Genomic DNA, 26,200 nt, shown 5'->3' with positions numbered 1-26,200 from the left:
CCCACGCGTTACCGTGATAGATGGAGTGCCGGCTTAAGCGACAAGAATGGGGGAGATTTACGTAGTGGGAGTTCACGCGTGGGCATACGTGCCCACCCTACGAACCGTTTTCTGCAACAAACACATCGATTTTCGCTTCTTGGAAAATGCCCGCCATTTCTTGCGGCACCGGCCGGTCAGTGAACAGCGCATTGACCTTCGAGATATCGCCAAGCCGCACTAGCGCAGGCCGCCAGAATTTCGAATGATCGGCGACCAGGAATACGGTGCGCGAATGCTCGATGATCGCTTCGGAAACCCGCACTTCGCGATAATCGAAATCGCGCAGCGTACCGTCGGCTTCGATACTGGAGATGCCGATGATGCCGAAATCGACTTTGAAGCGGCGGATGAAATCGATGGTCTCTTCGCCGGTAATTCCCAAGTCGCGGGCACGGACCACGCCGCCGGTGATGATCACCTCGCAGCCCGGATAGCCGCTCATGATTGCTGCCACGTTCAGGTTATTGGTGATCACGCGCAGATTGCGGCGCCGGCTCAGGGCTTTGGCGACTTCTTCGTTGGTGGTGCCGAGGTTGATGAAAAGCGTCGCCTGGTCTGGAATATGTTCCACCACCAAGGCGGCGATGCGGCGCTTTTCTTCCGAATACAAACCCTGCCGTGCGCCGTAGGCGATATTCTCGGCGCTGGAAGGCAGGCCGACGCCGCCGTGATAGCGCTGCAACAGGTTCATCTCCGCCAGCAAATTGATGTCGCGCCGGATCGTCTGCTGCGTGATCTGGAAGCGCGTGGCCAGATGTTCCACCGTGACGAAACCATCACGTTGCACATAACTCAACAACTCCTGCTGGCGTGCATTTAGCTTTAGTGTTGAAATCTCTGGCATGAACCCTGTCCCGTGCGATTTTTATAAAAGACTTTTATTATGAATCATCTTTGGGCCGACATCCCATTTCGTCATTTGGCCATCACGTTGCACAAGTTGTTCAAGACAAGGCCTGGTCGAGCAGTTCGATCCAATGTTTGACAGGTGTCTGCGTACCGGATTGCAAATGCGTCAGGCAACCGATATTGGCAGAGACGATCATGTCCGGCTGGCTTGCCTGCAATTTTTCCAGCTTGTTATCGCGCAAGCGATAAGACAGTTCCGGTTGCAATACCGAATAAGTACCTGCCGAACCGCAGCACAAGTGACTGTCGGCGCACAACTGCACATCGACGCCGAGGCCACGCAGCAGGCCTTCCACCTTGCCGCGGATTTGCTGGCCGTGCTGCAAGGTGCAAGGCGGATGATAAACCACTCGCTGCGGAAATTTCCCGCGTAGTTTTTGCTGCAGTTCAATTTCAAATTCAGGCAGGATTTCGCTCAAGTCCTTGGTCAAGGCTGAAATGGCTTTTGCCTTCACCGCATAGAGCGGGTCCGCAGCCAGCAGATGACCGTATTCTTTTACGGTCACGCCGCAGCCTGATGCGGTCATGACGATCGCTTCAACGCCGGCTCCGTTGCTACCGATCACGTACGGCCACCATGCATCGATATTGCGCCGCATGTCATCCAGGCCGCCGGCCTGGTCGTTCAGATGATAACGAATCGCGCCGCAGCAGCCGGCCTTGGGCGCCACCAGCAATTGCACCTCGAGTGCATCGAAAACCCGTGCCGCAGCGCGATTGATATTGGGCGACATCGCAGGCTGCACACAGCCTTCCAGCAATAGCATCTTACGCGCATGCTGGCGTTGCGGGAGATGGCCCGCCTCCTGCTTTTCCGGAATCTTGTTTTTCAATTTACGTGGCAGCAAAGGCCGCAGCAATTGTCCCGCCGCCATGGCTGGCTTGAACAGCCACGGACGCGGCAAAAATTCTTTCAGCAGCTGGCGCGTCAATTGCTGCGCGACCGGCCGCGGCACCTGATCTTCGACCACCTTACGGCCGATATCGAGCAGGCGGCCGTATTCGACACCGGAGGGACAAGTCGATTCACAATTGCGGCAAGTCAGGCAACGGTCGAGATGGGACTGCGTCTTGGCGGTTGCCGGCGCACCTTCCAGCACCTGCTTGATCAGATAGATGCGTCCCCGCGGACCGTCCAGTTCGTCGCCCAGCAATTGATAAGTGGGGCAAGTGGCCGTGCAAAATCCGCAATGCACGCAGGCGCGCAAAATCGCATCGGCCTCCTTGCCGGCGCGTGTATTCTTGATGAAATCGGCTAGATTGGTTTGCATGGCTTGCTTCGTTGGTAATTGGTTAGAAGTCCGGATACATGCGGCCGATATTAAATATCGCCGAAGGATCGAAGCCGGCTTTCAAACGCCGATGAATTTGGGCCACCGCAGGCGCCAGCGGATGAAACACGCCGGCACTCTTGTCCGCGCTGCGATATAGCGTTGCATGACCGCCGGCATTCGCCGCTGCTGCGCGGATCAGTTGCGGGTCGGTATCGGCATCCGTTATCAGCCAGCGTTGCGCCCCACCCCATTCGATCAAAGTATCGCCGGGTAATGCCAGTGCTGTAGTCGTCGATGGCAGCGACAATCGCCACAAAGATTTCTCTGAAGTTGCCGTGGCAAAAAAACAATGTGTCTGCTCACGAATAGCATGCCAAAAATTATCGGCGTCGGCAACCGCCTCGCCACCAAGATTTTTTTCTGCCGCGCTCACCGCCGCCTGCGCGCCGGACAACCGTAGCGTCAGCATGCCATCCTGCCAGCAACTGGCGGAAATCGGCAGGGGTAAACCACCCCATTGATTCAGGCTGCGGATTGCGTCGGCTTCGGTCATGGCAAAACGACGGCTGCTGCTGGCGACAGGAAGCGGCAATACTTTCAACGAAACTTCGAGAATCAGGCCAAGCGTACCCAGCGAACCGGCCAGCAAGCGCGACACATCGTACCCCGCCACGTTCTTCATGACCTGGCCGCCGAAATGCAAGACATCGCCCTTGCCGTCCATCAGCACCGCGCCCAACACAAAGTCGCGCAAAGCGCCAACCGCTTGCCGTGACGGCCCGGACAAACCGCTGGCGACCGTGCCGCCAAGCGTGGCAGCACTGCCAAAATGCGGCGGTTCAAATGCCAGCATTTGATTGTGCTGCGCCAGCAACGCCTCGATCTCGGCCAGCGGTGTGCCGCAGCGCGCGGTAATCACCAGTTCGGTCGGCTCGTAGTCGATGACGCCGCTGTACCCGCGCGTATCAAGTAGCTCGCCCTGTACTTGCTGGCCATACCAGCTCTTGCTGCCGCCGCCGCGAATCTCCAGCGGCCGGTGCTCTGCGCCGGCCGCGAGTATGTGCGCCTTGGCCTGCTGTTTGAACAATTCTGCGTCCATATTTTCTTTTGTCTTTTGATTAGAAACGCGGCAGATCTGCAAACTTCAACTGGCCACGTTGAACGTGCATCTTGCCGTACTCTGCGCAGCGTTGCAAAGTCGGAATCGCCTTGTCCGGATTCAGCAGGAATGCGGTATCGAATGCGCGCTTGACATTGAAAAACGCTTCGCGTTCCAGCGGTGAAAATTGCACGCACATCGAATTTATTTTTTCGATACCGACACCGTGTTCGCCGGTGATAGTGCCGCCGACAGCAACGCACAGTTCAAGAATCTCGGCGCCGAATTCTTCCGCCCGATGAAATTCACCAGCCACATTGGCATCGAACAAAATCAAAGGATGCAGATTGCCGTCGCCGGCATGGAACACGTTGGCGCAACGCAGGCCGTACTTTTTTTCCATCTGCTCGATCCCGAGCAATACCTGCGCCAGGTTCTTGCGTGGAATGGTGCCGTCCATGCAGTAGTAATCGGGAGAAATGCGGCCGGCGGCGGGGAAGGCATTCTTGCGGCCCGACCAGAAGCGCAAGCGCTCCGCTTCCGAGGTAGATACTTCGATACGGGTTGCGCCGCTGGCATTCAGCACATCACTCATGCGGCCGATTTCTTCTTCCACTTCTTCGATGGTGCCATCCGATTCGCATAGCAGGATGGCGGCGGCGTCGATGTCGTAGCCAGCCTTGACGAAGGGTTCCACCATGCGCGAGCTGGTACGGTCCATCATCTCCAGGCCAGCCGGAATGATACCGGCGGCAATCACATTGGCCACCGCATTGCCGCTCTTCACGACGTCGTCGAACGAAGCCATGATGACTCTTGCCGCCTGCGGTTTGGGAATCAGCTTGACAGTAACTTCAGTGACAACGCCCAGCATGCCTTCCGAGCCGACAAAGACAGCAAGCAAATCGAGACCAGGCGCATCCAGCGCGCCGTTGCCAAGTTCGACCACTTCGCCGTCGATGGTAACCATCCGTACCCGTAGCACGTTGTGCACGGTCAGGCCGTATTTCAGGCAGTGCACGCCGCCGGAATTCTCGGCAACGTTGCCGCCGATGGTGCATGCGATCTGCGATGACGGATCCGGTGCGTAGTACAGGTCATGCGCAGCTGCAGCCTCCGAAATGGCCAGGTTGCGCACGCCCGGCTGCACCACTGCAGTCCGTGCATAGGGATCGAGTTTGACGATGCGGGTAAATTTAGCGGTGGACAAGACGACGCCATCAGCAATCGGCATGGCGCCGCCGGACAAACCGGTGCCGGCGCCGCGTGGCACGATGGGCACCCTGAGATCGCGGCAAACCTTGAGGATGGCGACCACCTGCGCCTCGTTCTCTGGCAGCGCCACCACCATCGGCGTTTGCCGATAGGCGGCCAGGCCGTCGCATTCGTAGGGCCGGGTATCTTCCAGGTTGGATAACAACGCATGCTCCGGCAGCAGCGCCCGCAATGCGCTGACGACCTGCTGTTGACGAGCCGGGCTAAAGGCAGATTCAGCGGCGGCTGAAGCGAGCAGATTCATGCTATTTCCCTATTAACTGACTGTAACTGACTGGCTATCTGGCTGAGTGATTTCTGTTGTCGAGTATAGCGATAATGTGTTTTTTGCAGGATGATTTCCTGCTGAAAAGCTTGCAACGGGCCGATGAAATGTTTTCAGGCTGCCAAACACCATTCCGCTACCTCGCTCAAATGCGGCTGAAAGTCTCTTTCATCCAGTCGATAAAGGTTGTCACTTCCGGCCTCTCCTGCGGCTTTTGCTGGTACACCAGATAATAAGCATGGGGTGGCGAGGTCAGGCTGATGTCGAACAATTGCACCACTTCCCCTTGCGTGATCATTTGCTGGGCAAAATGCTTGCGGGTCAAGCCTACGCCATGGCCATGGCGCACCAGTTCCAGCAACAAACCCAGATCATCGGCACGCAAGCCGGCGGAAGGCTCGGGCCAGTCCAGCCCGGCTGCCTGGAACCACGGCTGCCAGGGTTCAAGCGCCGAGCGCAACAAGCTGGCCTTGCGCAAATCGGCGGGCTTGTCGAGCGGGCCGATCTTCTTCAGATACGCCGGGCTGGCGACGGCAAAGGTCGGCTCTTCGAAGAGTTTCTCGGTAGTGGTGTTGGGGTACTTGCCGGCGCCGAAACGTACTTCGAGATCGCTCTCGGTCAAACTCAGGTCATACAGCGGCACCGACAAGAATATCTCGACCACGATCTCCGGGTGCTGGCTGGCAAACCCGTGCAAATGCGGGATCAGCAAATGGCGTGCAAAAGTAGGCGGCGCGGTGATCTTGACTCTTGGCTGCACCTGCACGTTACGCTGCGGCAGCGGGAATTCAGTCAAGGTGCGCAAAGCGCTACGCACCACATCAAGATAGCGGTGGCCGAACTCCGACAAGGCGACAGTGCGCCCTTCGCGCGAAAACAGACGCTCGCCGACGAAATCTTCCAGCAAACGTATGCGGTGCGACAGCGCGGACGGCGTGATGCATAACTCATCCGCCGCGAGCGCGAATGAATGATGGCGCGCGGCGGCTTCAAATGCGGACAAGGCATGCACCGGCGGCAGCCGGTTGACCAGGTGCGTTTTATTCGACATGGCTGGTGGGTAAATTGAGAAAATGCAGCGGGCTCACCAACGGATAATCTTTCCCGGATTCATGATGTTCTTGGGATCGAAAGCATGCTTCAGCGCGCGCATGGTGGCTATCGCTTCGACGCCGTGCTCTTCAATCAGGAAATCGATCTTGTGCAGTCCGACGCCATGTTCCCCGGTGCAGGTACCGTCCATGCCGATGGCACGGCTGACCATGCGCGCGTTGACGCCCTCGGCGCGCGCGATATCGGCGGCATCGTCAGGATCGACCAGCATCTGCACATGGAAATTGCCATCGCCGACGTGACCGATAATCGAGTACACCATGCCGTTCGCTTCGCAATCGGCCTTGGTCTCGAGGATGCATTCCGCCAGGCGCGAGATCGGCACGCAGCAATCGGTTGAAATGGCGCGGCTGCCCGGGCGTAATTGCAGCAAGGCGAAATAGGCATTGTGGCGCGCGGTCCATAAGCGCGAACGATCTTCGGGCCGCGTCGCCCATTCGAAACCGGTGGCGTGATGATCGGCCACCACCGCCTGCACGATCTCTGCTTGTTCCTTGACGCCGTTCTCGCTGCCATGGAATTCAAACAGCAGCAGTGGTTGTTCCGGCAATGCCAGTTTCGAATGCGCGTTGATGGCTTTGACGCCATTTTCATCCAGCAGCTCTACCCTTGCCACCGGCACGCCGAGTTGAATCGTCTGGATCACGGCATTGACCGCATCGGCGATATTTTGAAATGAGCATACCGCTGCCGAAATGGCTTCCGGTTGCGGATAGAGCTTGACGGTTACTTCGGTAATCACGCCCAACGTGCCTTCGCTGCCGACAAAAATACGCGTCAGGTCGTAACCCGCCGCCGATTTCTTGGCGCGCGTGCCGGTCTTGATGATCCGGCCGTCGGCGGTGACCACCGTCAGCGCCAGCGTGTTCTCGCGCATGCTGCCGTAGCGCACGGCGTTGGTGCCGGAAGCACGGGTTGCCGCCATGCCGCCGATCGACGCATCGGCGCCGGGATCGATGGGAAAGAACAGGCCGCTGTCCTTGATTTCATGGTTTAGCTGTTGGCGGGTGACGCCGGTTTGCACCGTTGCAGTCAAATCTTCTGCATGGATCGCCAGCAGGCGGTTCATGCGCGACAAATCGATCGAAATCCCGCCTTGCAGCGCCAGCACATGGCCTTCCAGCGAGGTGCCGCTGCCGAACGGAATTACCGGAATCTGATATTCACTGCACAGTTTGACCAGCGCCGCGACTTCTTCGGTCGATTCGACAAACACAACCGCATCCGGCGGCATCGGGTCATAGGAGGAGGCATCGCGGCCATGATGTTCGCGCATCGCCATGGTGGTCGAGAACCGTTCGCCAAACAGGGTGCTGAGGGTGGCGAGCAAGGCATCCGGCAGCGGTTTCTTCAAGGCCGCGAGGTCGGTTATGTGATTCATTGGAAGGTCTCCTTTTCACATGAATTTTACTCCGCGACACTGCTGCGTGCTGGTGTAAAGTACAAGCATTCGCATTCCACGCTAAATAAACCGAAGAAATCAGAAAATCATGGGTAATCGACTCTCAAAGATAGCAACGCGCACCGGCGACAACGGTAGTACCGGCCTCGGCGACGGCAGCCGCACGGATAAAGACAGCTTGAGGATCCAGGCTATCGGCGATATCGACGAGCTCAATTCGCAGCTTGGTCTTTTGTTATGCGACAAACTGGATGCCGTGCTGCGCGAAACATTGCTGTCGATACAACACGATTTATTCGACCTCGGTGGCGAACTGTGCATTCCCGGCTATACCTTGATCAGCGACGCACAAGTGGCGCGGCTCGATCTCCTGCTGGAAAAATACAATGCCGATTTGCCACCCCTGAAAGATTTCATCCTGCCGGGCGGCAGCCATGCCGCAGCGCTGGCGCACGTCTGCCGCACCGTTTGCCGGCGTGCGGAACGCAGCATAGTCAGCTTAGGCAAGAGCGAAACGGTGAGTGAAGCGTTGCGGCAGTATGTGAACCGCTTGTCGGATTTGCTGTTCGTGTTGTCACGCGTGCTGAACCGGGCGGATGGCGGCAGCGATGTGCTGTGGCAGAAAGATCGCATGCGGGATGCTTAAAATTTTGGCTTAACCGCTATTGCTTGCCAGGTAATCCGGCGACACTGATTTGATGCAATCAGCTGCGTCATCCCCGCGAACGCGGGGATCCAAATTGCTGCGTAAAATGGATTCCCGCGTTCGCGGGAATGACGGGGTCGCCGAGACGGGGTCGCCTAAACGAAAGTATTAAAATTACGTATGCAGTTTTGTTTGTATCCTATTTTTTGCGCTTATCGTGTTCGATCAATGCGTAGGCCGAGTGATTATGGATCGACTCGAAGTTTTCCGCTTCCAGCACATAGGCCAGCACGCGCGGTTCATTGTTCAAGGCCACCGCCACATCGCGGACCAGGTCTTCAACAAACTTCGGATTTTCGTAAGCGCGTTCGGTAACGTATTTTTCATCCGGACGTTTCAGCAAGCCGAACAATTCGCACGATGCTTGCGCCTCGATACGGGCAATCAATTCATCCACCAGGATTTCGCCATCCAGCACCGCATTAACGGTGATGTGCGAGCGCTGGTTGTGCGCGCCGTAGGCTGAAATCTGCTTCGAGCAAGGGCACAGGCTGGTCACCGGCACCAGGACTTTCAGGGTCACTTCCAGGACGCCATGATTGATCTCGCCGGTCAAACCCACTTCGTAATCCATCAGGCTCTGCACACCCGAAACCGGCGCCGTCTTGTTGATGAAATACGGGAAAGTCAGCTCGATGCGGCCGCGCTCGGCATCCAGCAGGCTGACCATCTTGCGCATCAGATCGCCAAACGAGGCAACGTCGAGCGGCCCTTCCAATCCTTCCAGCAACGCGATGAAGCGCGACATGTGGGTGCCCTTCTGCTGCTCCGGCAGATGCACATACATGTTCCAGCTGCCGATGGTCGGCTGCGCGCCGGCCTCGGTACGCACCACCACCGGGTAGCGTACCCCTTTTACGCCCACGCGCTGAATCGCCAGATGGCGGGTGTCGACGCTGCTTTGCACGTCTGGAATAGTCAGATTGTGGTCACGAGTGTTCATTGATATTTACCTTTGAATGAACGTAGGGTGGGCACGATGTGCCCACGCGGATGCCGATTGCGCTGCTACCGCGTGGGCATACATGCCCACCCTACTGTATTAATTTTTAATCTATTAATTTTGATTGACGACCAGGCGCGGCTGATCTTTGCCGAAACGCTGCCGTATCGAAGCAGCGATACCCTCTGCATTCAAACCGCATTGCGCCAGTAACAAGGCGACGTCGCCATGATCGATAAATTGGTCCGGCAAACCCAAATTCAAGAGCGGCTTGACGCATCCCGCCGCAGCCAGCGCTTCTGCCACTGCCGAGCCTGCGCCGCCCATGATGGAACCCTCTTCCACCGTGACCAGCGCATCGTGCGTTTTTGCCAGTTCCAGCACCAGTTCAACATCCAGCGGCTTGATGAAACGCATATTGGCGACTGTGGCATCCAGCAGCTCACCGGCAGCCACGCTTGGCGCCAGCATCGAGCCGAACGCGAGGATCGCCACGCTCTTGCCTTGACGCTTGATTTCACCTTTACCCAAAGGTAAGGTGGTCAGTTCCGGCGCTATCGCAGCGCCGATGCCGGCGCCGCGCGGATAGCGCACCGCCGCCGGACCGTTATAGTGATATGCGGTCGACAGCATCTGGCGGCATTCGTTTTCGTCCGATGCGGCCATCACCACCATGTTGGGAATGCAGCGCAGGTACGCCATATCGTAATTGCCGGCGTGGGTCGCGCCATCGGCGCCAACCAGGCCGGAACGATCGAGTGCGAAGGTTACGTCCAGGTTTTGCAAAGCCACGTCATGGATCAATTGATCGTAGGCACGCTGCAGGAAAGTCGAGTAGATCGCCACCACCGGTTTCAAACCTTCGCAGGCGAGGCCGGCGGCGAAGGTGACCGCATGTTGCTCGGCGATGCCGACATCGTAGAAACGTTGCGGAAAGCGCTTGGCGAAGGTATCCAGGCCGGAGCCGCCCGACATCGCCGGGGTGATGCCGATCAGCTTGTCGTCTTGCGCCGCCATGTCGCACAGCCAGTCGCCGAAAACCTGGGTGTAGGTCATCTTGCTGACCGCAGCCGGTTTGATGCCTTCAGCCGGATTGAACTTGCCTGGCCCGTGATACAGCACCGGATCAGCTTCCGCCAGCTTGTAGCCCTGGCCCTTCTTGGTCACCACGTGCAGGAACTGCGGACCCTTCAGGTGCTTCAGGTTTTGCAGGGTCGGGATCAGCGATTCCAGGTCGTGGCCGTCGATCGGGCCGATATAGTTGAAACCGAATTCCTCGAACATGGTGGCCGGCACTACCATGCCTTTGGCATGTTCTTCGAAACGCTTGGCAAGTTGCCGCATCGGCGCCGGCAGGATCGACTTGCCGACATTCTTGGCTTGCGCATAGAACTGGCCCGACATCAGGCGCGCCAGATAGCGGTTCAAGGCGCCTACCGGCGGCGAGATCGACATGTCGTTGTCGTTCAGGATCACCAGCATGTTGATGTCGTCATAGATGCCGGCGTTATTCATCGCTTCGAATACCATGCCGGCGGTCATGGCGCCATCGCCGATCACGGCAATCGCGTGGCGATCGGTCTCGCCTTTGGTTTTGGCGGCCAAAGCCATCCCCAGCGCGGCCGAAATCGAGGTCGACGAATGGGCGGTGCCGAAAGTGTCGTACTCGCTTTCGCAACGGCGCGGGAATCCCGAGATGCCGTTGAGCTGGCGCAGCGTTTTCATGCGCTCGCGGCGGCCGGTGAGTATCTTGTGCGGATAAGTCTGATGACCGACGTCCCAAACGATCCGGTCCTCTGGCGTATTGAAGACGTAATGCAGGGCGATCGTCAATTCGACCGTGCCCAAGTTGGACGACAGGTGGCCGCCGGTCTGCGCCACCGACTCGATGACGAATTCGCGCAGTTCATCGGCCAGCGGCTTGAGCTGTGCCCGCGTCAATTTGCGCAGATCTGCCGGGCTGTCGATTGTGTTGAGTATTTCCATATGCGCTAAACCTTAAGCTTTCCGTTGCACGATCAAATCCGCCAGCTCGCGCAGGCGGCGTGCCTTATCCCCGAAGATCGCAAGCGCCTGATGGGCGTCGTTGCGTAATTTTTCTGCCAAAGCCTGCGATTCGGGCAAACCCAGAATCGAGACGTAAGTCGGCTTGTTGTCCGCGGCATCCTTGCCGGCGGTTTTACCAAGCGTGGCGGAATCGGCTGTCGCATCCAGAATATCGTCGACCACCTGGAACGCCAGGCCGATCGCTGTGCCGTAGGCTTCCAGCGCCTGGATTTCATTCTGCGCCAGAGCCTTGCCGCCCCATGCGCCCAACAATACCGAAGCGCGCAGCAAGGCGCCGGTTTTCAGCTTGTGCATCTGTTCCAGCTCAGCCAGCGACAGACTCAGGCCGACGCTCGCCAGGTCGATTGCCTGACCGCCGCACATGCCTAGCGAACCGGAAGCCTGGGCCAGCAAGCGCAGCATGACGATCTGGCGCTCCGCATCCAGGCCGGCGGCATCAATCTCAGCCAGCACCACGAACGCCTGTGCCTGCAAGGCATCGCCCACCAGCAACGCGGTCGCTTCGTCGTATTTCACATGCACGGTCGGTTTGCCGCGGCGCAGGGCATCGTCATCCATGCACGGCATATCGTCGTGCACCAGAGAATACGCATGAATCATTTCGACTGCCGCAGCTGCGCGTTGCGCCACGGCGGCCGGCGTCGAAAACAATTCCCCTGCGGCAAACACCAGCAAAGGCCGGACCCGCTTGCCGCCATCCAGCACAGCATAACGCATGGCCTGGTGGAGTTTGGCCGGAGTGCTGGTTTCGGACGGCAGGAACTGCCCGAGGGCGCTCTCCATGTCGGCCTGTACCTGGCGCATCCATGTACTGAAATCGGACGCCGGTTGATCAATCGGGCTAGACAGTTGTGCGGCAGCAGTCATTCTTCAGCTCCGCCGCTGTGATCATTAAGCGCTTCACCGGCAAAGGGCTTGAGCATGTCGCCTTCCAGCACCTTGACCTGGCTGTCGACTTTTTCGAGTTGCAAAGCGCAAAACTTGACCAGCTCCGAACCGCGTTTATAGGCGGCGACTGATGCTTCCAGCGGCAACTCGCCCGCTTCCATTTGGGCTACCAGCTGCTCCAGCTCGGCCATTGCTTGTTCAAACGAGGCCGGGCTGCTGGTGGAAATCGGATTTTTTGGCATAGTGGCCATATTGGCTATAAATAGTTTAGTCCGCTATTTTAGAGCAAACATCCATAACTCGTTGTATTTAGAGGAGTTGATTTAGAAAATAGGGCTGGATAACCAGCGTAAAACAGCCCATTTTCAGCTTTTTATGGGATAATCCTTGGTTCTGTCCAAAATTTCCGTTTCATATTATTTGAACACAGGTTTTTGCGGATTCTTTCTCTCTTAGGTTGATACAACACATTTGGGGGTGGAGGGATGTCCGATCTGGCTTCTATTTCCAAGCTCGCGCGCTCCGATGCGCAACTTCCGGTCAACGTCTACTTTGACGAAGCGCTGTTAAAGCGTGAAATCCAGCAACTCTTTCAGAATGGCCCACGTTATGTCGGCCATGAGCTGATGGTGCCCGACGTCGGCGATTACGCCACGCTTGCTTCTGAAAACGAAGGCCGCATGCTGGTGCGCAATCCCCAGGGGATTGAGCTGATTTCCAACGTCTGCCGCCATCGTCAGGCAAAAATGTTCGACGGTCGCGGTAATGCCCGCAATATCGTCTGCCCGCTGCATCGCTGGACTTACGACCTCAAGGGCGAACTGATTGGCGCACCGCACTTCGGTGAGACGCCATGCATGAACTTGTCCAAGACACCATTGCAAAACTGGAACGGCTTGCTATTCGAGCAAAATGCCTTCCATGTCGGCGAAAAACTGGCGCAACTGGGCGTTGCCAAGGATCTCGATTTCAGCGGCTACCTGTTCGACCACGTCGAAGTCCACGAGTGCGACTACAACTGGAAAACCTTTATCGAGGTCTACCTGGAGGATTACCACGTCGAGCCGTTTCATCCCGGCCTGGGCAGTTTTGTCAGCTGCGATGACCTGGAATGGCAATTTGGCAAGGATTACAGCGTCCAAACCGTCGGCGTCAATCACGGACTGGCGAAATCCGGCTCGCCTGCCTACAAGAAATGGCAGGAACAGGTTCTCAAGTTCAGCAATGGCGAACCGCCGAAGTTCGGCGCGATCTGGCTGACCTTGTATCCGAATATCATGGTGGAGTGGTATCCCCATGTCCTGGTGGTGTCGACGTTGTGGCCGCGCGGCCCGCAAAAAACCACCAATGTGGTCGAGTTTTATTACCCAGAGGAAATTGCGCTGTTTGAGCGCGAAATGGTCGAGGCGGAACGTGCCGCATACATGGAAACCTGTGTCGAAGATGACGAAATCGCATTGCGCATGGATGCCGGACGGCGCATCCTGATGGAGCGCGGCGTCAGCGAGGTCGGCCCGTACCAGTCGCCGATGGAAGACGGCATGCAGCATTTCCACGAGTGGTACCGGAGTCAGAACGGGTTGACCTGAGCGGGTTGACCAGAACAATCACCCGGAGAGCCCTTCGGGGGAGACCTTCGGGGAGCCCTTCGGGGAAAACCTGATCCGAAAACAAGGGCTGGAGTTTGCGCAAACGCACAAACCCCGGCCCTTTGTCTTTATTTAGCGCAGTAAGCATGCACCGCCGCCGGAATCAGTCAAAATAGCGGCTACGCTCCCTTCGCTTCCTTCGCCCCCTCCCATGCAATCACTCTGGATGTTGTTCGCTAGCCTTATGTTTTCGATCATGGGGGTCTGCGTCAAGCTTGCTTCCGATCATTATTCCATCGCTGAAGTCGTGCTGAGCCGCGGTTTGATCGGCATGTTATTCATCATCGTCCTGATTCTGCTGAAGGGCGGCACCCTGAAGACACCCATGCCGCGCCAGCACTTATGGCGCGGTGTGATCGGCGTGATTGCGTTGTCGATGTGGTTCTATTCTTTCAGCCTGCTACCGGTCGCTACCGCCACCACCCTCAACTACACCTCCTCGATATGGCTTGCCGCGATCTTGTTCGGCACTGCATGGTGGCGTGGCAATACACGCTTCGAATGGGGCATGGCAGCCACCATCATGATCAGCTTCATCGGCGTGATGCTGCTGATGAAACCTTCGCTCGATACCAACCAGACGATAGGCGGCATGATCGCACTGGCATCCGGTCTGATTTCGGCCGTCGCGTATCTCCAGGTACGGCGCCTGGGCACGCTGGGAGAACCGGAATATCGCGTGGTCTTTTATTTTTCAACGACCAGCGCTATCGCCGGCCTGGCTGGCAGCACCTTGCTGCCAGGCGGCGGCATACCATTCTGGCATGCGCATAATGTGCAAGGCGTGGCCTTATTGATTACACTGAGTTTATCGGCCACCGTCGCCCAGATGGCCATGACGCGCGCCTACCGTCTTGGCAATCCGCTGCTGACTGCAAATCTGCAGTACACCGGCATCGTCTTTTCCAGCATCTGGGGCATTCTGATCTGGCACGACCAGCTTGGCTTGCGTGGCTGGCTTGGGACCGCGGTAATCCTTATCGGCGGTTTGCTGGCAACGTTTTATAATCAAAAGAAGGCGCGTCCACTCAAGCCGTTACATTCGGAAAATCCGCTGGATAACAAAATCAACCAGACTACCGAAACCCGCAGCTTGTGAGGTTGCCCCGCATCACCTGATACACACTTAGATAGAAGGAATGCCATGTCTCACGCCCATCCTTATACGACGCTGATTTCTGCCTCTAATCTGTTGCAGAATGCGCAAAATCCCAACTGGGTCATTGTCGACTGCCGCCACGATCTGGCGGATGCCGCTGCCGGCAGGACGGCTTACGATGCCGGCCACATTCCTGAAGCCCGCTTCGCCAATCTGGATCGCGACCTTTCCGGCGCAAAACAAGCAGCTGACGGCAGCTTCAAAGGCCGCCATCCGCTGCCGGAAAAAGATGCGTTGCTCGCCACGCTGCGAGCATGGGGCATCAATGACGACACTCAGGTCGTCGCCTACGACGCCCAGGGCGGCATGTATGCTGCCCGTTTGTGGTGGCTGTTGCGCTCTATCGGTCACAACTCGGTAGCAGTGCTAGACGGCGGCCTGGCAGCCTGGCAAGCGGCGGGCGCAAGCTTATCGACTGCGGAACCGGCGCCGGCCAGCGGCAATATCAGCGCCAAGCCGCCGCTGACCAGCAGCGTCAACGCCCACGACGTGCTGATCAACCTGACCAACCAGAGACGCACCATCATCGATGCGCGTGCACCGGATCGTTTTCGCGGAGAAAATGAAACGATAGACCCGGTCGGCGGCCATATTCCCGGCGCCAAGAATCGTTTTTTCAAGGATAACCTGCAGGCCGATGGCCGTTTCAAACCCGGCCATCAACTGCATGAGGAATTCGGCGCTCTGATCAGCGAACCGAAGACTGCCGTGATGCAGTGCGGTTCAGGCGTTACTGCCTGTCATAACCTGCTGGCGCTGGAAATCGCCGGCTTGCATGGCGCTGCCTTGTATCCGGGATCGTGGAGCGAGTGGTGTTCCGATTCGACGCGGCCGATGGCCAAGGGCGCATAAGCCGTACGTAATCGTAGGGTGGGCACGAATGCCCACGCGGAATTCGCTCGTGGCAGATGCCTGTTTCGGTAACGCGTAGGTTCGCACTCCGGCTATCGCGGCCACGCGTGGGCATAAGTGCCCACCCTACTGTTTAATGATGATGGGCGTGGCGGGTCAGGAACAGGACGATGGCTACGCCGGCGCCGATCAGCAGTATCTGCGGAATCGTTTCACGCATGGTGGCCCGGCGCTGCATTTGCGGCATCAAGTCGCTGACGGCAATATAGATAAATCCCGAAGAGGCAAATACCAGCACATAAGGAATCCACTCCATGCCGCGCTCGAGGGTAAAGTAACCCAGCAAACCGCCAAGCACCGCCATCAGGCTGCAGATCAGGTTATACACATAAGCCCGGGTCCGCGAAAAGCCGGCGTTGAGCAGCACGATGAAATCGCCGATTTCCTGCGGAATCTCATGCACGATGATGGCCAGGCCGGTGATCAGGCCGAGATGCGGATCTGCCAGGAAGGCAGCGGCGATCAAAATACCATCAGTAAAGTTGTGCAAGCCGTCGCCAACCAGAATCATCCAGCCGGCTTTGCCCGCCTCTTTCTTGTCATGCCCGTGATGATGCCCGTGGCCGTCATCTTCGTGATGATGCGAGTGGCGCAGGATGGCAAATTTTTCCAGCACGAAGAAAGCCAGCAACCCGCCTAGCAACACCGCAAACAGCGTGTGGCTGTCGGCCTGCGATTCGAACGCTTCCGGCAGCGCGTGCAGCAAGGAAGTCGCCAGCATGATGCCGACCGACAGGCTGACCATGCGCTCGACCATCTTCGACAGCAGCGCGAAAGAAAAAATTGCAGCGGCGGTTATGCTGAAAAGCCCGGCGATCGTGGTCGCCAGGAGAATTGAAACGAGTGTGGAATTAATTTTTGACTCCGGCAATCAGAAGTTAAATGCAACATGGTTGCAAATTAGAACACAGCTGCTGCATTTCAGCAAATTTAACTGCTAATTGCCCGGCCTCGCGCCTGATCCGGATTCAATTCACCCCATGCGCCTTAAACCAAGCCAGAGTACGTTTCCAACCGTCCTTGGCATCCGCCTCCACATAACTAGGACGATAATCGGCATTAAACGCATGGCCGGAGTTCGGATACACCACGATTTCCGATTTGCTGTTGCCTTTGGCGAGCGCCGCTTTCATCTGCGCCACGTGATCCTGGGTAATACCCTGGTCCTTGGCGCCATATAAACCCAGCACCGGCACTTTCAAGGTCGATGCAATGTCAACCGGCTGCTTCGGCATCAGCTCGCTCTTATCCCCCACCAGGCTGCCATACCATGCTGCGGCAGCCTTTACCTTGGGATTATGGCTGGCATACAGCCAGGTAATGCGGCCGCCCCAGCAGAAGCCGGTGATCGCCAGCTTGTCGACGTTGCCGCCGTTTGCCTTGGCCCAGGCAACGCAGGCATCGAGGTCGCCCAGCACCTGGTCATCCGGCACTTTTGCAGTCACGTTTTTGTACAACTCTGGAATCGATGCGAAAGCGGCAGGATTACCTTCGCGAACGAAGAGGTCCGGTGCAATCGCGAGGTAGCCGAGCTTGGCGAAGCGACGGGTGATATCGGCGATGTGTTCATGCACGCCGAAGATTTCCGAAACCACCAGCACTACCGGCAAATTGGTTTTGCCTTCGGGCTGGGAACGATAGGCCGGCACGCTCAAGCCATTCGCCCGGATTTCAAGCGGACCGGCAATGAGGCCCGTGCTATCAGTCTTGATCACCGTTTGCGCCGTGACCGGCATCACTGCTGCGGCAAACCCTGTGCCCAGGGCTGCCTTCAAAAAGGTACGGCGGTCAACATCATCTGACAAACTGGTTTTTCCCACCAGGCTATCGAAATCCTGTTTCAAATTCGACATTAAGCTCTCCTCTAAAGTTGACCTTCAACTATCGATTTACATTGCCCGGCACCAGTGCAAACCAGCCACCATCATACTCAATGCGCCTCATCCCAATTCTTGCCCACTCCGACTTCGGCAATCAGCGGCACTTTTAGTTCAGCCACGCCAGCCATCAGCTGCGGCAGTTTTTCCCGCACCAGCGCCAGTTCGTCTTGCGGCACTTCCAGCACCAGTTCATCGTGCACTTGCATCACCATCTTGGATGTTAACTTTTCTGTTTCAATCCAGTTTTGCACCGCGATCATCGACAGTTTGATCAAATCGGCGGCGGTGCCCTGCATCGGCGCGTTGATCGCCGCCCGCTCTGCACCCTGGCGGCGCTGACCATTGGGCGAATTGATTTCCGGCAGCCACAAACGGCGCCCGAACACGGTCTCGACATAACCCTGCGCCTTGGCTTGCACCCGCGTCATGTCCATGAATTGCTTGACGCCGGCAAAGCGCATGAAATATTTTTCAATGTACATTTGCGCAGCGGCACGCTCGATGCCGAGGTTGCCGGCCAGGCCGAACGCGCTCATGCCGTAAATCAGGCCGAAGTTGATCACCTTGGCATAACGGCGCTGCTCGCTGGTGACTTCCGCCGCTGTGGCACCGAAAATTTCGGCGGCAGTGGCGCGATGAATATCCACACCTTCGGCAAATGCGCGCAGCATGTTTTCATCGCCGGAGATGTGGGCCATGATGCGCAATTCGATTTGCGAATAGTCGGCAGAAACGATCACGCAATCTTCGGGTGCTACAAACGCTTCGCGGATACGGCGCCCTTCGGCAGTGCGAATCGGAATATTCTGCAAATTCGGATCATTCGACGCCAGCCGTCCGGTAACGGCGACCGCCTGTGCATAGTTGGTATGCACGCGGCCGGTTTCCGCATTGACCATCTTCGGCAGTTTGTCGGTGTAGGTCGATTTCAGCTTGGACAGACTGCGGTAATCTAGCAGCACCTTCGGCAGCGGATAATCTTCCGCCAGTTTCTGCAGCACTTCTTCATCGGTCGACGGCGATCCGGATGGCGTTTTCTTGACCACCGGCAGCTTGAGTTTATCGAACAGGATTTCGCCCAACTGCTTGGGCGAACTCAGGTTGAAAGGCTGGCCCGCCAGTTCATAGGCTTGCTGTTCGATTTCCAGCATGCGCTTGCCCAATTCGTTCGATTGAGTAGCCAGGCGGCTGGCATCGATCAATACGCCATTGCGTTCGATCTTTTGCAGCACGACGGAAGTCGGCACTTCGATTTTTTCGTAGATGAACCTGAGCTTGGCATCGTCGGCAATATGCGGCCACATGGTCAGATGCAACTGCAATGTGATATCGGCATCCTCGGCTGCATATTCGGTAGCGCGGCCGATCTCGACCTCGTCGAAACCGATCTGCGAAACCCCTTTGCCGCACACTTCCTGGAACGTGATGGTCTGGTGATTCAGGTGGCGCAAGGCCAGACTGTCCATATCATGGCTGCGATGCGATTCGAACACATACGATTCGAGCAAAGTATCGTGCACGATGCCACGCAAGCTGACACCCTGGTTGGCAAATATGTGACTGTCGTACTTCAGGTTCTGGCCGACCTTGGGCTTGCTGTCGTCTTCCAGCCAAGAGCGCATTTTTTCCAGTACGAATTCACGCGGCAATTGCGCCGGCACATCCTGGTAACGATGGGCTACCGGAATATAACAGGCAACGCCGACCTCGCAACACAGCGATATCCCGACCAGCTGGGCAGTCATCGGATCCAGCGAGGTAGTCTCGGTATCGATCGCAGTCAATGCCGCCTTGTCGATACGTTGCAGCCACACGTCCAGCTGCGCTTCGGTCAGCACAGTTTCGTAATGCCGTTCTACCGTGGCAAACAGGCTGCTCTGAGCCGGCTCGCCGGCGCCGGGCTTGTGGGCGGCGACGCTCTCGGCCGGCACGGTTTTCCCCGCACTATCCGACGCGCTGGCAGCGTTGCCGGCGCCGCTCAAATCGCGCAGCCAGGTCTTGAAGTTATAGCGCGTGTACAGCTCGATCAGTGTCTCATTGTCTTGCTCCGGCGCCTTCAGCGATTCTGGAAACAACCCCATGTGTGCGCTCAGGTCGCAATCGGTTTTTACTGTCACCAGTTCCTTGGCCTTGGGCAGCCAGTCCAGCACCGCCCGCAGGTTCTCGCCAACGGCGCCGCCGATATTGGCAGCATTGGCCATCACCTGATCGACCGTGTCATATTGATTCAGCCATTTAACCGCAGTCTTCGGCCCGACTTTGGAGACGCCGGGAATGTTGTCGACGGTGTCGCCGATCAATGTCAGGTAATCGACGATGCGCTCCGGCGGCACGCCGAATTTTGCGATCACGCCGGCACGATCCAAGGTCTCGTTGCTCATCGTGTTGATCAGCGTCACATGCTCGTTGACCAGCTGCGCCAAATCTTTATCGCCGGTCGACACCACGGCTTGCATGCCATGGCTCACCGCCTGTACCGTGAGCGTGCCGATCACATCGTCGGCCTCTACGCCTTCGACCATCAGGATCGGCCAGCCCATGGCGCGCACGGCGGCGTGAATTGGCGTAATCTGTTTAACCAGGTCCTCTGGCATCGATGCCCGGGTGGCCTTATAGTCGGCGTACATGTCGTCGCGAAATGTTTTACCTTTTGCATCGAACACGCAGGCAAGGTAAGCTGCAGGGTAATCGGTACGCAAGCGGCGTAACATATTTATGATTCCATACAGCGCGCCGGTCGGCTCATTGGCAGCATTGCGCATATCGGGCAATGCATGAAAGGCGCGATAGAGATAACTGGAACCATCAACTAACAGCAGGGTTTTTTGCATATGGAATTGAACGGAAAAAATGTGCCGCGTTTGCGGCAAGTGACGGACGTCGAACGCGCAACTTCCAAGAAGGCGCGCGAATCGTGGCATATGTTCACGATTATGGCAGAATTTATCGAGTCGACCGAACGCCTTTCAGAGTTGCATCCCGCAGTTTCGATCTTCGGCTCGGCGCGGATCAAGGCAGACAATCCTTATTACCCCCTGTGCATGGATATTGCACGACGTTTTTCCGATGAAGGTTTTGCCGTTATTTCAGGCGGCGGTCCGGGCTTGATGGAGGCGGCCAACAGAGGTGCTTTCGAAGGCAAATCACCTTCGGTCGGCTTGAATATCGAATTGCCGCATGAGCAAAGCGGGAATAAATGGCAGGATATTTCACTTAGCTTCCGGCATTTCTTTGCCCGTAAGGTAGCCTTCGTACGCTATGCCGATGCCTACATCGTGCTGCCCGGCGGTTTCGGCACGCTGGATGAGCTGACCGAGGTATTGACGCTGATCCAGACCGGCAAGTGCCGTCACATCCCTATCATCCTGGTCGGCAGCAGCTTCTGGAGCGGTTTGCTGGATTGGTTCCGCGCCCAGCTGGTAAGCGACGGCATGATCGCAGCCAAGGACATGGACCTGATCCAGGTGCTGGATGATCCGGCCGAGATTCTTGCCGCAGTGGTGGAATTCTACGAGGCGGGCGAAACCGTCATGGCGGAATCGGACCGTCATGCGAGCGTGTTGTTGTAGTTACGCGGCAAACCCGCAAAAACAGCACCGCCAGACAGATTACCGGCCCCCTTATCGCCTATCGGGGCCGGTGGTTTGTTACAATGAAGACTTCCATCTTGCTTTACTCAAGGTAGCCAAATTCTCATGAATAAATCAAAAGTCTGGCAGTTGTTGACTGTATGTATTGCCTCATTGGCAACACCCTTGCTTGTTGCGGCACAACAAGCAAGCCAACCGGCCAAGACCGTCGCGCCGCCGCCACCTGAGCTGCAAAAGCTGGAAGAAGGCGAAGCGCCGTCCGTCACCGTCCGCAAGCCGGGTGAAGCGCCAGGCGACATCACGCAAAAAACTGAACAAGGCAAGGTCACCGAAATCAAGGTCAATAGCGGCGGCAGTACGTACTACGTGAAGCCGCAGTCGACCGCGGGCACTATGCAGGCAGGCGATGGGCCGGTACGCGGAGCGCAATGGCAGATCAAGGAATTCGACATGGGCCGCAAGCAGCGTAAGGAAGGCGAGGCGGCACAGGCTGACGCCGACGCAGGCTTGCCGCCACCGACAGTGGCGACACCCAAGAACTGATTAAGTAAAAGCAACCGTAGCCACGCGGCGCGCGCGGTAGGTAAACGCCGCGTGTACGTCGCGTATTTATTCCGACATTATTCCGACATGGCATTGGCCTTGTCCTTTCTCCGATCTCCGATTTTTCCCATGGCAGTATTTACCCCCGTCACGCTAGACGATCTCACACAGTGGATCCCTCCCTTTTCCTTAGGCAAGGCACTGGCAATCAGGGGGATTTCCTCCGGCATCGAAAACAGTAATTTTTTCATCAATACCGAGCGCGGAGAATATGTGCTGACGGTGTTTGAAAAGCTGAGTTTCGAACAATTGCCGTTTTACCTGGAATTGATGCGCCATCTGGCGCAGCGCGGCGTACTGGTGCCCGAACCTGTCGCCAACCTGCAAGGCCAGATCCTTAATCCCCTGCACGGCAAGCCGGCAGCCATCGTCACCAAGCTGGAGGGCGATTGCCAACTGGCTCCGGCAGCGGTACATTGCGCTGAAGTGGGCGCAATGCTGGCAAAAATGCATCTGGCGGCACAAGACTTTCCAATTCGCCAACCCAATTTGCGCGGTCTGTCCTGGTGGCGCGAAACCACTCCAGTGGTATTGCCGTATCTGCCGGCAGACGGGCAACAACTGTTGCGCAGCGAGATGGCGTTCCAGGAGACATTCGCCGCCTCTGAGGCTTATCGCCAACTGCCGAACGGCCCGGTCCACGCCGACCTGTTCCGCAACAATGTGATGTTCGACGGCGACCGGCTGACAGGATTTTTTGATTTCTACTTCGCCGGTTGCGATACCTGGCTGTTTGACCTGGCAGTGACGGTGAATGACTGGTGCATTAACCTGACTGACGGCCAGCTTGACATGATCAGGGTAAGAGCGATGCTGGATGCATACCATGCGGTGCGCCCGTTCAGCGCTGCAGAGCAAGACGCCTGGCAAACAATGTTGCGTGCCGGCGCCCTGCGCTTCTGGCTATCGCGACTCTATGACTTTTATCTACCGCGCGCTGCAGAAATGTTGACACCGCACGATCCCGTCCACTTCGAACGGATTTTGCGACAACGTGTGGCCCACCCGGCCCCAGCCTTGTATTGAACGGAATTCTTAAACGGCATTCCTAAACGAAATTCTTGATTGAAATAATGGAAAAATTGCCTGCAAAAACCGGATGGATATGGATAAAGGAAGGGTTTGCGCTGTTCCGCAAACAACCGGCCGAAATCTCCACGCTGTTCCTGGCCTATATGTTCTTGATGCTGGCGCTCAATATCGTCCCGCTGTTGGGACAGGTGCTGCCGCTGGTTCTGGTCCCGGTATTTGCCATGTCCTTCATGCAGGCTTGCGTGAATATTGAACAAGGCAAACGCGTCTATCCCAATCTGTTGCTGATCGGCTTTCGCTCGCCGGCCTTGAAGAACCTGCTGACACTGGGCGCCCTCTACCTGGTGGCGGCTGTCATTGCACTTGCCGCCTCGACCCTGATTGACGGCGGCGTGTTCTGGACCGCGATAACCGGCCAGACCGCGCTCGACGCCAAAGAGATTCAACAGTCCAACATGTCGCTGGCGATGCTGTTTTCTGCCGCGGTCTACGTCCCGGCGGCAATGGCGTTCTGGTATGCGGCCCCGCTTATCATGTGGCAAAAAATGGGCGTATCGAAAGCCATTTTCTACAGCTTCTTTGCAGTATCGCGTGAGATGAAAGCCTTCACCGTCTATGGACTGGCGTGGGCCGCCATCGGCGTTGTGCTGCCGGCGATCATCAGCGTATTGATTGCGGTGCTGGTCGGCAATCAGGCTGTCACGCTCATGATCCTGTTACCGCTATCGATTGCACTGACAGTCGTGATGTACTGCTCTTTCTACCCGACGTATACCCACATCTTCGGCAAGCCGGGGGCAGATTTGCCACCGTCGCAGGAAGCGCAGGAAACCCCTACGCAAGAGTAAACGTAGGGTGGGCACGCTTTTGTGCCCACGCGGAAATCACAACACGCAACATACCTGTTTCCGCGCCACGCGGGCCTTTACTCCGGTATCGCGGTCACGCGTGGGCATAAATGCCCACCCTACGCGACCTTCTCCAGCTTCGCCACACTCAGATCCAGCAACTTCATGCCGTGCTTGCCGAAATTGATATGGGCACGGGCGTTGCCGCCGCTGCCTTCGATATTGACGATCACGCCTTCACCGAATTTCAGGTGCTCCACATTTTCGCCTATGCGCCAGCCGATATCGCGCTTGCCGAAATTCTTGGCGATGCTGTTGGCCGCCTTCTCCGGCGCCTCGTCCCAGGCCGATTTCGAATTCGCAAACCAGCTATGCTGCTGCACTTTCGGCGACAGCCATTTCAAGGCATCTTCCGGCAGCTCGTCAAAAAAGCGTGAACGCATGTTGTAACGGGTCTGGCCGTGCAGCATCCGGGTTTGCGAAAAACTCATGTAAAGACGCTTCTTGGCGCGCGTGATGGCGACGTACATCAGACGGCGTTCTTCTTCTACGCCGGCGTCTTCTTTCTGCGAATTCTCGTGCGGGAACAAGCCTTCTTCCAGACCGGTGATGAACACCGCATCGAACTCCAGACCCTTGGCGGAATGCACCGTCATCAGTTGCAAGGCGTCCTCGCCAGCCTGAGCCTGATTATTCCCAGCCTCCAGCGAAGCATGCGAAAGGAACGCCGACAACGGCGACATCACCGCCGCCAACGGTGCATCGGCATCGAAAATTTCAATGCCGTCGGCAGTCGTGATTGCCGCACCTGACACTGCCTGAGCCTTGGGTCCGAGCAAGGCCGGTGCGTCAGCGCCAAATCCTTCTTCCGATACAAACAAGGCGGCAGCATTGACTAGCTGCTCCAGATTCTCGATACGATCGGCGCCTTCCCTTTCGTTGCGGTAGTGCTGCATCAACCCGCTCATGTCGAGCACGATCTGCACCATTTCCGGCAGCGGCAGATGCTGGGTTTCAAAACGCCCGCCTTCGATCAGCTTCAGGAAGGAGCCTAACGTGGCGCCAGCCTTGCCGGCAACATACGGCACCGCCGCGTACAAGGAGATGCCGTATTGTTTGGCTGCATCCTGCAGTTGTTCCAGGGAGCGTGCGCCAATTCCACGCGCTGGGAAATTCACCACACGCAAGAAGGCCGAATCATTGTGCGGATTGTCCATCAGCTGCAAATAGGCGACCGCATGTTTGACTTCGGCACGCTCGAAATAACGCTGGCCGCCGTAGACGCGATATGGAATGCCGGACGCCACCAACGCATGTTCAATCACCCGCGACTGCGCATTGGAGCGGTACAGCACCGCGATTTCGCTCCGTGCGGCGCCTTCATTGATCAGGCTCTTGGTTTCTTCGATAATCCACTGCGCTTCCTGCAAATCGCTGGTGGCTTCGTAGATTCTGACCGGTTCGCCATGACCGGCATCGGTGCGCAGATTCTTGCCGAGACGTTTGCTGTTGTTGGCGATCAGGGTATTGGCGCTATCCAGGATATGGCCGTGCGAACGATAATTCTGTTCCAGCTTGATCACGTTTTCGACCCGGAATTCGTGCTCGAACGCGCTCATGTTGCCGACATTGGCGCCACGGAAAGCGTAGATGCTCTGGTCGTCATCGCCGACGGCAAACACCGCGCCACGCTGGCCGGCCATCAGTTTCAACCATTTGTATTGCAGATCGTTGGTATCCTGGAACTCGTCCACCAGGATGTGCTGGAAACGCGACTGATAATGCTCACGCAATGGCTGGTTGCGGCTCAGCAGTTCATAGGTGCGCAACAGCAGCTCGGCAAAATCGACCACGCCTTCGCGCTGGCATTGCTGGTCGTACAAATCGTACAGCTCGACGAACTTGCGGTTGTAGTCGTCGTTTGCTTCGACTTCATTGGCCCGCAAACCTTGATCCTTGGCGCCGTTGATGAAGTACATCAGATTGCGCGGTGGATATTTTTCATCATCGACATTCATCGCTTTCAGCAAGCGCTTGATCGCCGACAACTGGTCTTGCGAATCCAGGATCTGAAAGGTCTGCGGCAATCCGGCATCGCGATAATGGGCGCGCAGCAGCCGATTGCACAAGCCGTGGAAAGTGCCGATCCACATGCCGCGCGTGTTGATCGGCAACATCGCCGACAAGCGCATCATCATTTCTTTCGAGGCTTTATTGGTAAACGTCACCGCCAGCACGCCGGCCGGCGATACCTGGCCGGTCTGGATCAGCCAGGCGATGCGCGTGGTCAGCACGCGCGTCTTGCCGGAGCCGGCGCCAGCCAGGATAAGTGCAGATTGCCCAGGTAAGGTAACTGCCGCGAGTTGTTCTGGATTGAGGTTGTGAAGAAGATTTTGCATCCCCACATTATAAGCTGAGGGCGCACTTGCCTGATGACCAGATCATGATTGATCTTGGCTTAAGCCGGTTTAACCCGGTTGAACTCAGCGTAACTCAGTTGGAACTTATGGCCGAAATTGCCGGCGCCGGCAATATCCGGGCTAG

General features: G+C 57.0%; 23 protein-coding genes. 9 read left to right on the top strand and 14 right to left on the bottom strand.

Going from position 1 to position 26,200, the window contains the following annotated elements:
- Positions 1-97: 97 nt before the first annotated feature.
- The 6 genes from KHU29_RS05430 to KHU29_RS05405 all read right to left on the bottom strand — a co-directional run bounded on the left by KHU29_RS05430 (position 98) and on the right by KHU29_RS05405 (position 7,358).
- Entirely contained in the window at positions 98-886 is a 789-nt protein-coding gene (locus tag KHU29_RS05430; RefSeq protein WP_211451666.1) for a DeoR/GlpR family DNA-binding transcription regulator, read from the bottom strand.
- A gap of 100 nt (positions 887-986) precedes the next feature.
- Positions 987-2,222: a glycolate oxidase subunit GlcF gene (glcF, locus tag KHU29_RS05425; RefSeq protein ID WP_211451665.1), complete on the bottom strand. Its 1,236-nt coding sequence runs from the start codon at positions 2,220-2,222 to the stop codon at positions 987-989.
- Positions 2,223-2,244: 22 nt separating this feature from the next.
- A complete protein-coding gene (gene glcE / locus KHU29_RS05420; protein WP_211451664.1) occupies positions 2,245-3,324 on the bottom strand; it encodes a glycolate oxidase subunit GlcE in 1,080 nt (359 codons plus the stop codon).
- A gap of 19 nt (positions 3,325-3,343) precedes the next feature.
- The gene (locus KHU29_RS05415) at positions 3,344-4,843 is read right to left on the bottom strand and encodes an FAD-linked oxidase C-terminal domain-containing protein (RefSeq protein WP_211451663.1); all 1,500 of its coding nucleotides are present in this window, start codon (positions 4,841-4,843) and stop codon (positions 3,344-3,346) included.
- A gap of 166 nt (positions 4,844-5,009) precedes the next feature.
- Positions 5,010-5,897, bottom strand: coding sequence for a LysR substrate-binding domain-containing protein (locus KHU29_RS05410; protein ID WP_211451913.1), 888 nt, complete (start codon positions 5,895-5,897; stop codon positions 5,010-5,012).
- Positions 5,898-5,948: 51 nt separating this feature from the next.
- Positions 5,949-7,358, bottom strand: a complete 1,410-nt coding sequence (locus tag KHU29_RS05405) for an FAD-binding oxidoreductase (protein WP_211451662.1) — start codon at positions 7,356-7,358, stop codon at positions 5,949-5,951.
- A gap of 109 nt (positions 7,359-7,467) precedes the next feature.
- Here KHU29_RS05405 and KHU29_RS05400 point away from each other — a divergent pair, with 109 nt between their 5' ends.
- Positions 7,468-8,025 (top strand): cob(I)yrinic acid a,c-diamide adenosyltransferase, encoded by a 558-nt coding sequence (locus KHU29_RS05400; RefSeq protein WP_211451661.1) that lies wholly within the window; start codon positions 7,468-7,470, stop codon positions 8,023-8,025.
- 199 nt (positions 8,026-8,224) lie between these two features.
- Here KHU29_RS05400 and folE2 read toward each other — a convergent pair whose 3' ends face one another.
- The 4 genes from folE2 to KHU29_RS05380 form a co-directional block, all read right to left on the bottom strand.
- Positions 8,225-9,028 (bottom strand): GTP cyclohydrolase FolE2, encoded by an 804-nt coding sequence (gene folE2, locus KHU29_RS05395; RefSeq protein ID WP_211451660.1) that lies wholly within the window; start codon positions 9,026-9,028, stop codon positions 8,225-8,227.
- Between the two features lie 114 nt (positions 9,029-9,142).
- Positions 9,143-11,014: a 1-deoxy-D-xylulose-5-phosphate synthase gene (gene dxs / locus KHU29_RS05390; protein ID WP_211451659.1), complete on the bottom strand. Its 1,872-nt coding sequence runs from the start codon at positions 11,012-11,014 to the stop codon at positions 9,143-9,145.
- A gap of 12 nt (positions 11,015-11,026) precedes the next feature.
- Positions 11,027-11,962 carry a polyprenyl synthetase family protein gene (locus KHU29_RS05385; RefSeq protein WP_343216030.1) on the bottom strand — a complete coding sequence of 312 codons (936 nt, stop codon included), beginning with the start codon at positions 11,960-11,962 and terminating at the stop codon, positions 11,027-11,029.
- On the bottom strand, positions 11,959-12,225 hold the full coding sequence (locus KHU29_RS05380; RefSeq protein WP_211451909.1) for an exodeoxyribonuclease VII small subunit: 267 nt from the start codon (positions 12,223-12,225) through the stop codon (positions 11,959-11,961). The genes KHU29_RS05385 and KHU29_RS05380 overlap by 4 nt, the downstream gene beginning before the upstream one ends.
- 243 nt (positions 12,226-12,468) lie before the next feature.
- On the opposite strand from KHU29_RS05380, the gene KHU29_RS05375 reads away from it, so the two are divergent.
- The 3 genes from KHU29_RS05375 (at position 12,469) to KHU29_RS05365 (ending at position 15,643) form a co-directional block, all read left to right on the top strand.
- Positions 12,469-13,572 (top strand): aromatic ring-hydroxylating oxygenase subunit alpha, encoded by a 1,104-nt coding sequence (locus KHU29_RS05375; RefSeq protein WP_211451658.1) that lies wholly within the window; start codon positions 12,469-12,471, stop codon positions 13,570-13,572.
- Between the two features lie 211 nt (positions 13,573-13,783).
- Positions 13,784-14,731, top strand: a complete 948-nt coding sequence (locus KHU29_RS05370) for a DMT family transporter (RefSeq protein WP_211451657.1) — start codon at positions 13,784-13,786, stop codon at positions 14,729-14,731.
- 45 nt (positions 14,732-14,776) lie between these two features.
- Positions 14,777-15,643, top strand: coding sequence for a sulfurtransferase (locus KHU29_RS05365; RefSeq protein WP_211451656.1), 867 nt, complete (start codon positions 14,777-14,779; stop codon positions 15,641-15,643).
- A 133-nt stretch (positions 15,644-15,776) separates the two neighbouring features.
- Here KHU29_RS05365 and KHU29_RS05360 read toward each other — a convergent pair whose 3' ends face one another.
- Complete coding sequence (locus tag KHU29_RS05360; RefSeq protein WP_343216033.1) at positions 15,777-16,520, bottom strand: ZIP family metal transporter; 744 nt, start codon at positions 16,518-16,520, stop codon at positions 15,777-15,779.
- On the opposite strand from KHU29_RS05360, the gene KHU29_RS05355 reads away from it, so the two are divergent.
- A complete protein-coding gene (locus KHU29_RS05355; RefSeq protein WP_211451945.1) occupies positions 16,447-16,644 on the top strand; it encodes a hypothetical protein in 198 nt (65 codons plus the stop codon). The two genes, KHU29_RS05360 and KHU29_RS05355, sit on opposite strands and share 74 nt — an antisense overlap.
- A 27-nt stretch (positions 16,645-16,671) precedes the next feature.
- Here KHU29_RS05355 and KHU29_RS05350 read toward each other — a convergent pair whose 3' ends face one another.
- Together KHU29_RS05350 and polA are read right to left on the bottom strand one after the other, a co-directional pair.
- Entirely contained in the window at positions 16,672-17,556 is an 885-nt protein-coding gene (locus KHU29_RS05350) for a dienelactone hydrolase family protein (protein ID WP_211451655.1), read from the bottom strand.
- A gap of 77 nt (positions 17,557-17,633) precedes the next feature.
- Positions 17,634-20,414: a DNA polymerase I gene (gene polA, locus KHU29_RS05345; RefSeq protein WP_211451654.1), complete on the bottom strand. Its 2,781-nt coding sequence runs from the start codon at positions 20,412-20,414 to the stop codon at positions 17,634-17,636.
- Here polA and KHU29_RS05340 point away from each other — a divergent pair, their 5' ends adjacent.
- The 4 genes from KHU29_RS05340 (at position 20,415) to KHU29_RS05325 (ending at position 23,656) form a co-directional block, all read left to right on the top strand.
- Entirely contained in the window at positions 20,415-21,152 is a 738-nt protein-coding gene (locus KHU29_RS05340; RefSeq protein WP_211451653.1) for an LOG family protein, read from the top strand.
- 126 nt (positions 21,153-21,278) lie between these two features.
- Positions 21,279-21,716: a hypothetical protein gene (locus KHU29_RS05335; protein WP_211451652.1), complete on the top strand. Its 438-nt coding sequence runs from the start codon at positions 21,279-21,281 to the stop codon at positions 21,714-21,716.
- A 129-nt stretch (positions 21,717-21,845) separates the two neighbouring features.
- Positions 21,846-22,802, top strand: a complete 957-nt coding sequence (locus tag KHU29_RS05330; RefSeq protein WP_211451651.1) for a homoserine kinase — start codon at positions 21,846-21,848, stop codon at positions 22,800-22,802.
- A gap of 47 nt (positions 22,803-22,849) precedes the next feature.
- Entirely contained in the window at positions 22,850-23,656 is an 807-nt protein-coding gene (locus KHU29_RS05325; RefSeq protein WP_211451650.1) for a BPSS1780 family membrane protein, read from the top strand.
- A gap of 119 nt (positions 23,657-23,775) precedes the next feature.
- Here KHU29_RS05325 and KHU29_RS05320 read toward each other — a convergent pair whose 3' ends face one another.
- Positions 23,776-26,055, bottom strand: coding sequence for a UvrD-helicase domain-containing protein (locus KHU29_RS05320; RefSeq protein WP_211451649.1), 2,280 nt, complete (start codon positions 26,053-26,055; stop codon positions 23,776-23,778).
- Positions 26,056-26,200: the final 145 nt, after the last annotated feature.

Source organism: Collimonas antrihumi, assembly GCF_018304965.1.
Classification (GTDB): domain Bacteria; phylum Pseudomonadota; class Gammaproteobacteria; order Burkholderiales; family Burkholderiaceae_D; genus Collimonas; species Collimonas antrihumi.
The sequence above is the reverse complement of the archived record's forward strand: the minus strand, read 5'-3'. Positions and strand labels throughout refer to the sequence as shown.

Coding starts and splice junctions, on each gene's coding strand:
- KHU29_RS05430 (WP_211451666.1), bottom strand. CDS start 886: ATGCCAGAGATTTCAACACTAAAGCTAAATGCACGCCAGCAGGAGTTG.
- glcF (WP_211451665.1), bottom strand. CDS start 2,222: ATGCAAACCAATCTAGCCGATTTCATCAAGAATACACGCGCCGGCAAG.
- glcE (WP_211451664.1), bottom strand. CDS start 3,324: ATGGACGCAGAATTGTTCAAACAGCAGGCCAAGGCGCACATACTCGCG.
- KHU29_RS05415 (WP_211451663.1), bottom strand. CDS start 4,843: ATGAATCTGCTCGCTTCAGCCGCCGCTGAATCTGCCTTTAGCCCGGCT.
- KHU29_RS05405 (WP_211451662.1), bottom strand. CDS start 7,358: ATGAATCACATAACCGACCTCGCGGCCTTGAAGAAACCGCTGCCGGAT.
- KHU29_RS05400 (WP_211451661.1), top strand. CDS start 7,468: ATGGGTAATCGACTCTCAAAGATAGCAACGCGCACCGGCGACAACGGT.
- folE2 (WP_211451660.1), bottom strand. CDS start 9,028: ATGAACACTCGTGACCACAATCTGACTATTCCAGACGTGCAAAGCAGC.
- dxs (WP_211451659.1), bottom strand. CDS start 11,014: ATGGAAATACTCAACACAATCGACAGCCCGGCAGATCTGCGCAAATTG.
- KHU29_RS05385 (WP_343216030.1), bottom strand. CDS start 11,962: ATGACTGCTGCCGCACAACTGTCTAGCCCGATTGATCAACCGGCGTCC.
- KHU29_RS05380 (WP_211451909.1), bottom strand. CDS start 12,225: ATGCCAAAAAATCCGATTTCCACCAGCAGCCCGGCCTCGTTTGAACAA.
- KHU29_RS05375 (WP_211451658.1), top strand. CDS start 12,469: ATGTCCGATCTGGCTTCTATTTCCAAGCTCGCGCGCTCCGATGCGCAA.
- KHU29_RS05370 (WP_211451657.1), top strand. CDS start 13,784: ATGCAATCACTCTGGATGTTGTTCGCTAGCCTTATGTTTTCGATCATG.
- KHU29_RS05365 (WP_211451656.1), top strand. CDS start 14,777: ATGTCTCACGCCCATCCTTATACGACGCTGATTTCTGCCTCTAATCTG.
- KHU29_RS05355 (WP_211451945.1), top strand. CDS start 16,447: ATGCGCTCGACCATCTTCGACAGCAGCGCGAAAGAAAAAATTGCAGCG.
- KHU29_RS05350 (WP_211451655.1), bottom strand. CDS start 17,556: ATGTCGAATTTGAAACAGGATTTCGATAGCCTGGTGGGAAAAACCAGT.
- polA (WP_211451654.1), bottom strand. CDS start 20,414: ATGCAAAAAACCCTGCTGTTAGTTGATGGTTCCAGTTATCTCTATCGC.
- KHU29_RS05340 (WP_211451653.1), top strand. CDS start 20,415: ATGGAATTGAACGGAAAAAATGTGCCGCGTTTGCGGCAAGTGACGGAC.
- KHU29_RS05335 (WP_211451652.1), top strand. CDS start 21,279: ATGAATAAATCAAAAGTCTGGCAGTTGTTGACTGTATGTATTGCCTCA.
- KHU29_RS05330 (WP_211451651.1), top strand. CDS start 21,846: ATGGCAGTATTTACCCCCGTCACGCTAGACGATCTCACACAGTGGATC.
- KHU29_RS05325 (WP_211451650.1), top strand. CDS start 22,850: ATGGAAAAATTGCCTGCAAAAACCGGATGGATATGGATAAAGGAAGGG.
- KHU29_RS05320 (WP_211451649.1), bottom strand. CDS start 26,055: ATGCAAAATCTTCTTCACAACCTCAATCCAGAACAACTCGCGGCAGTT.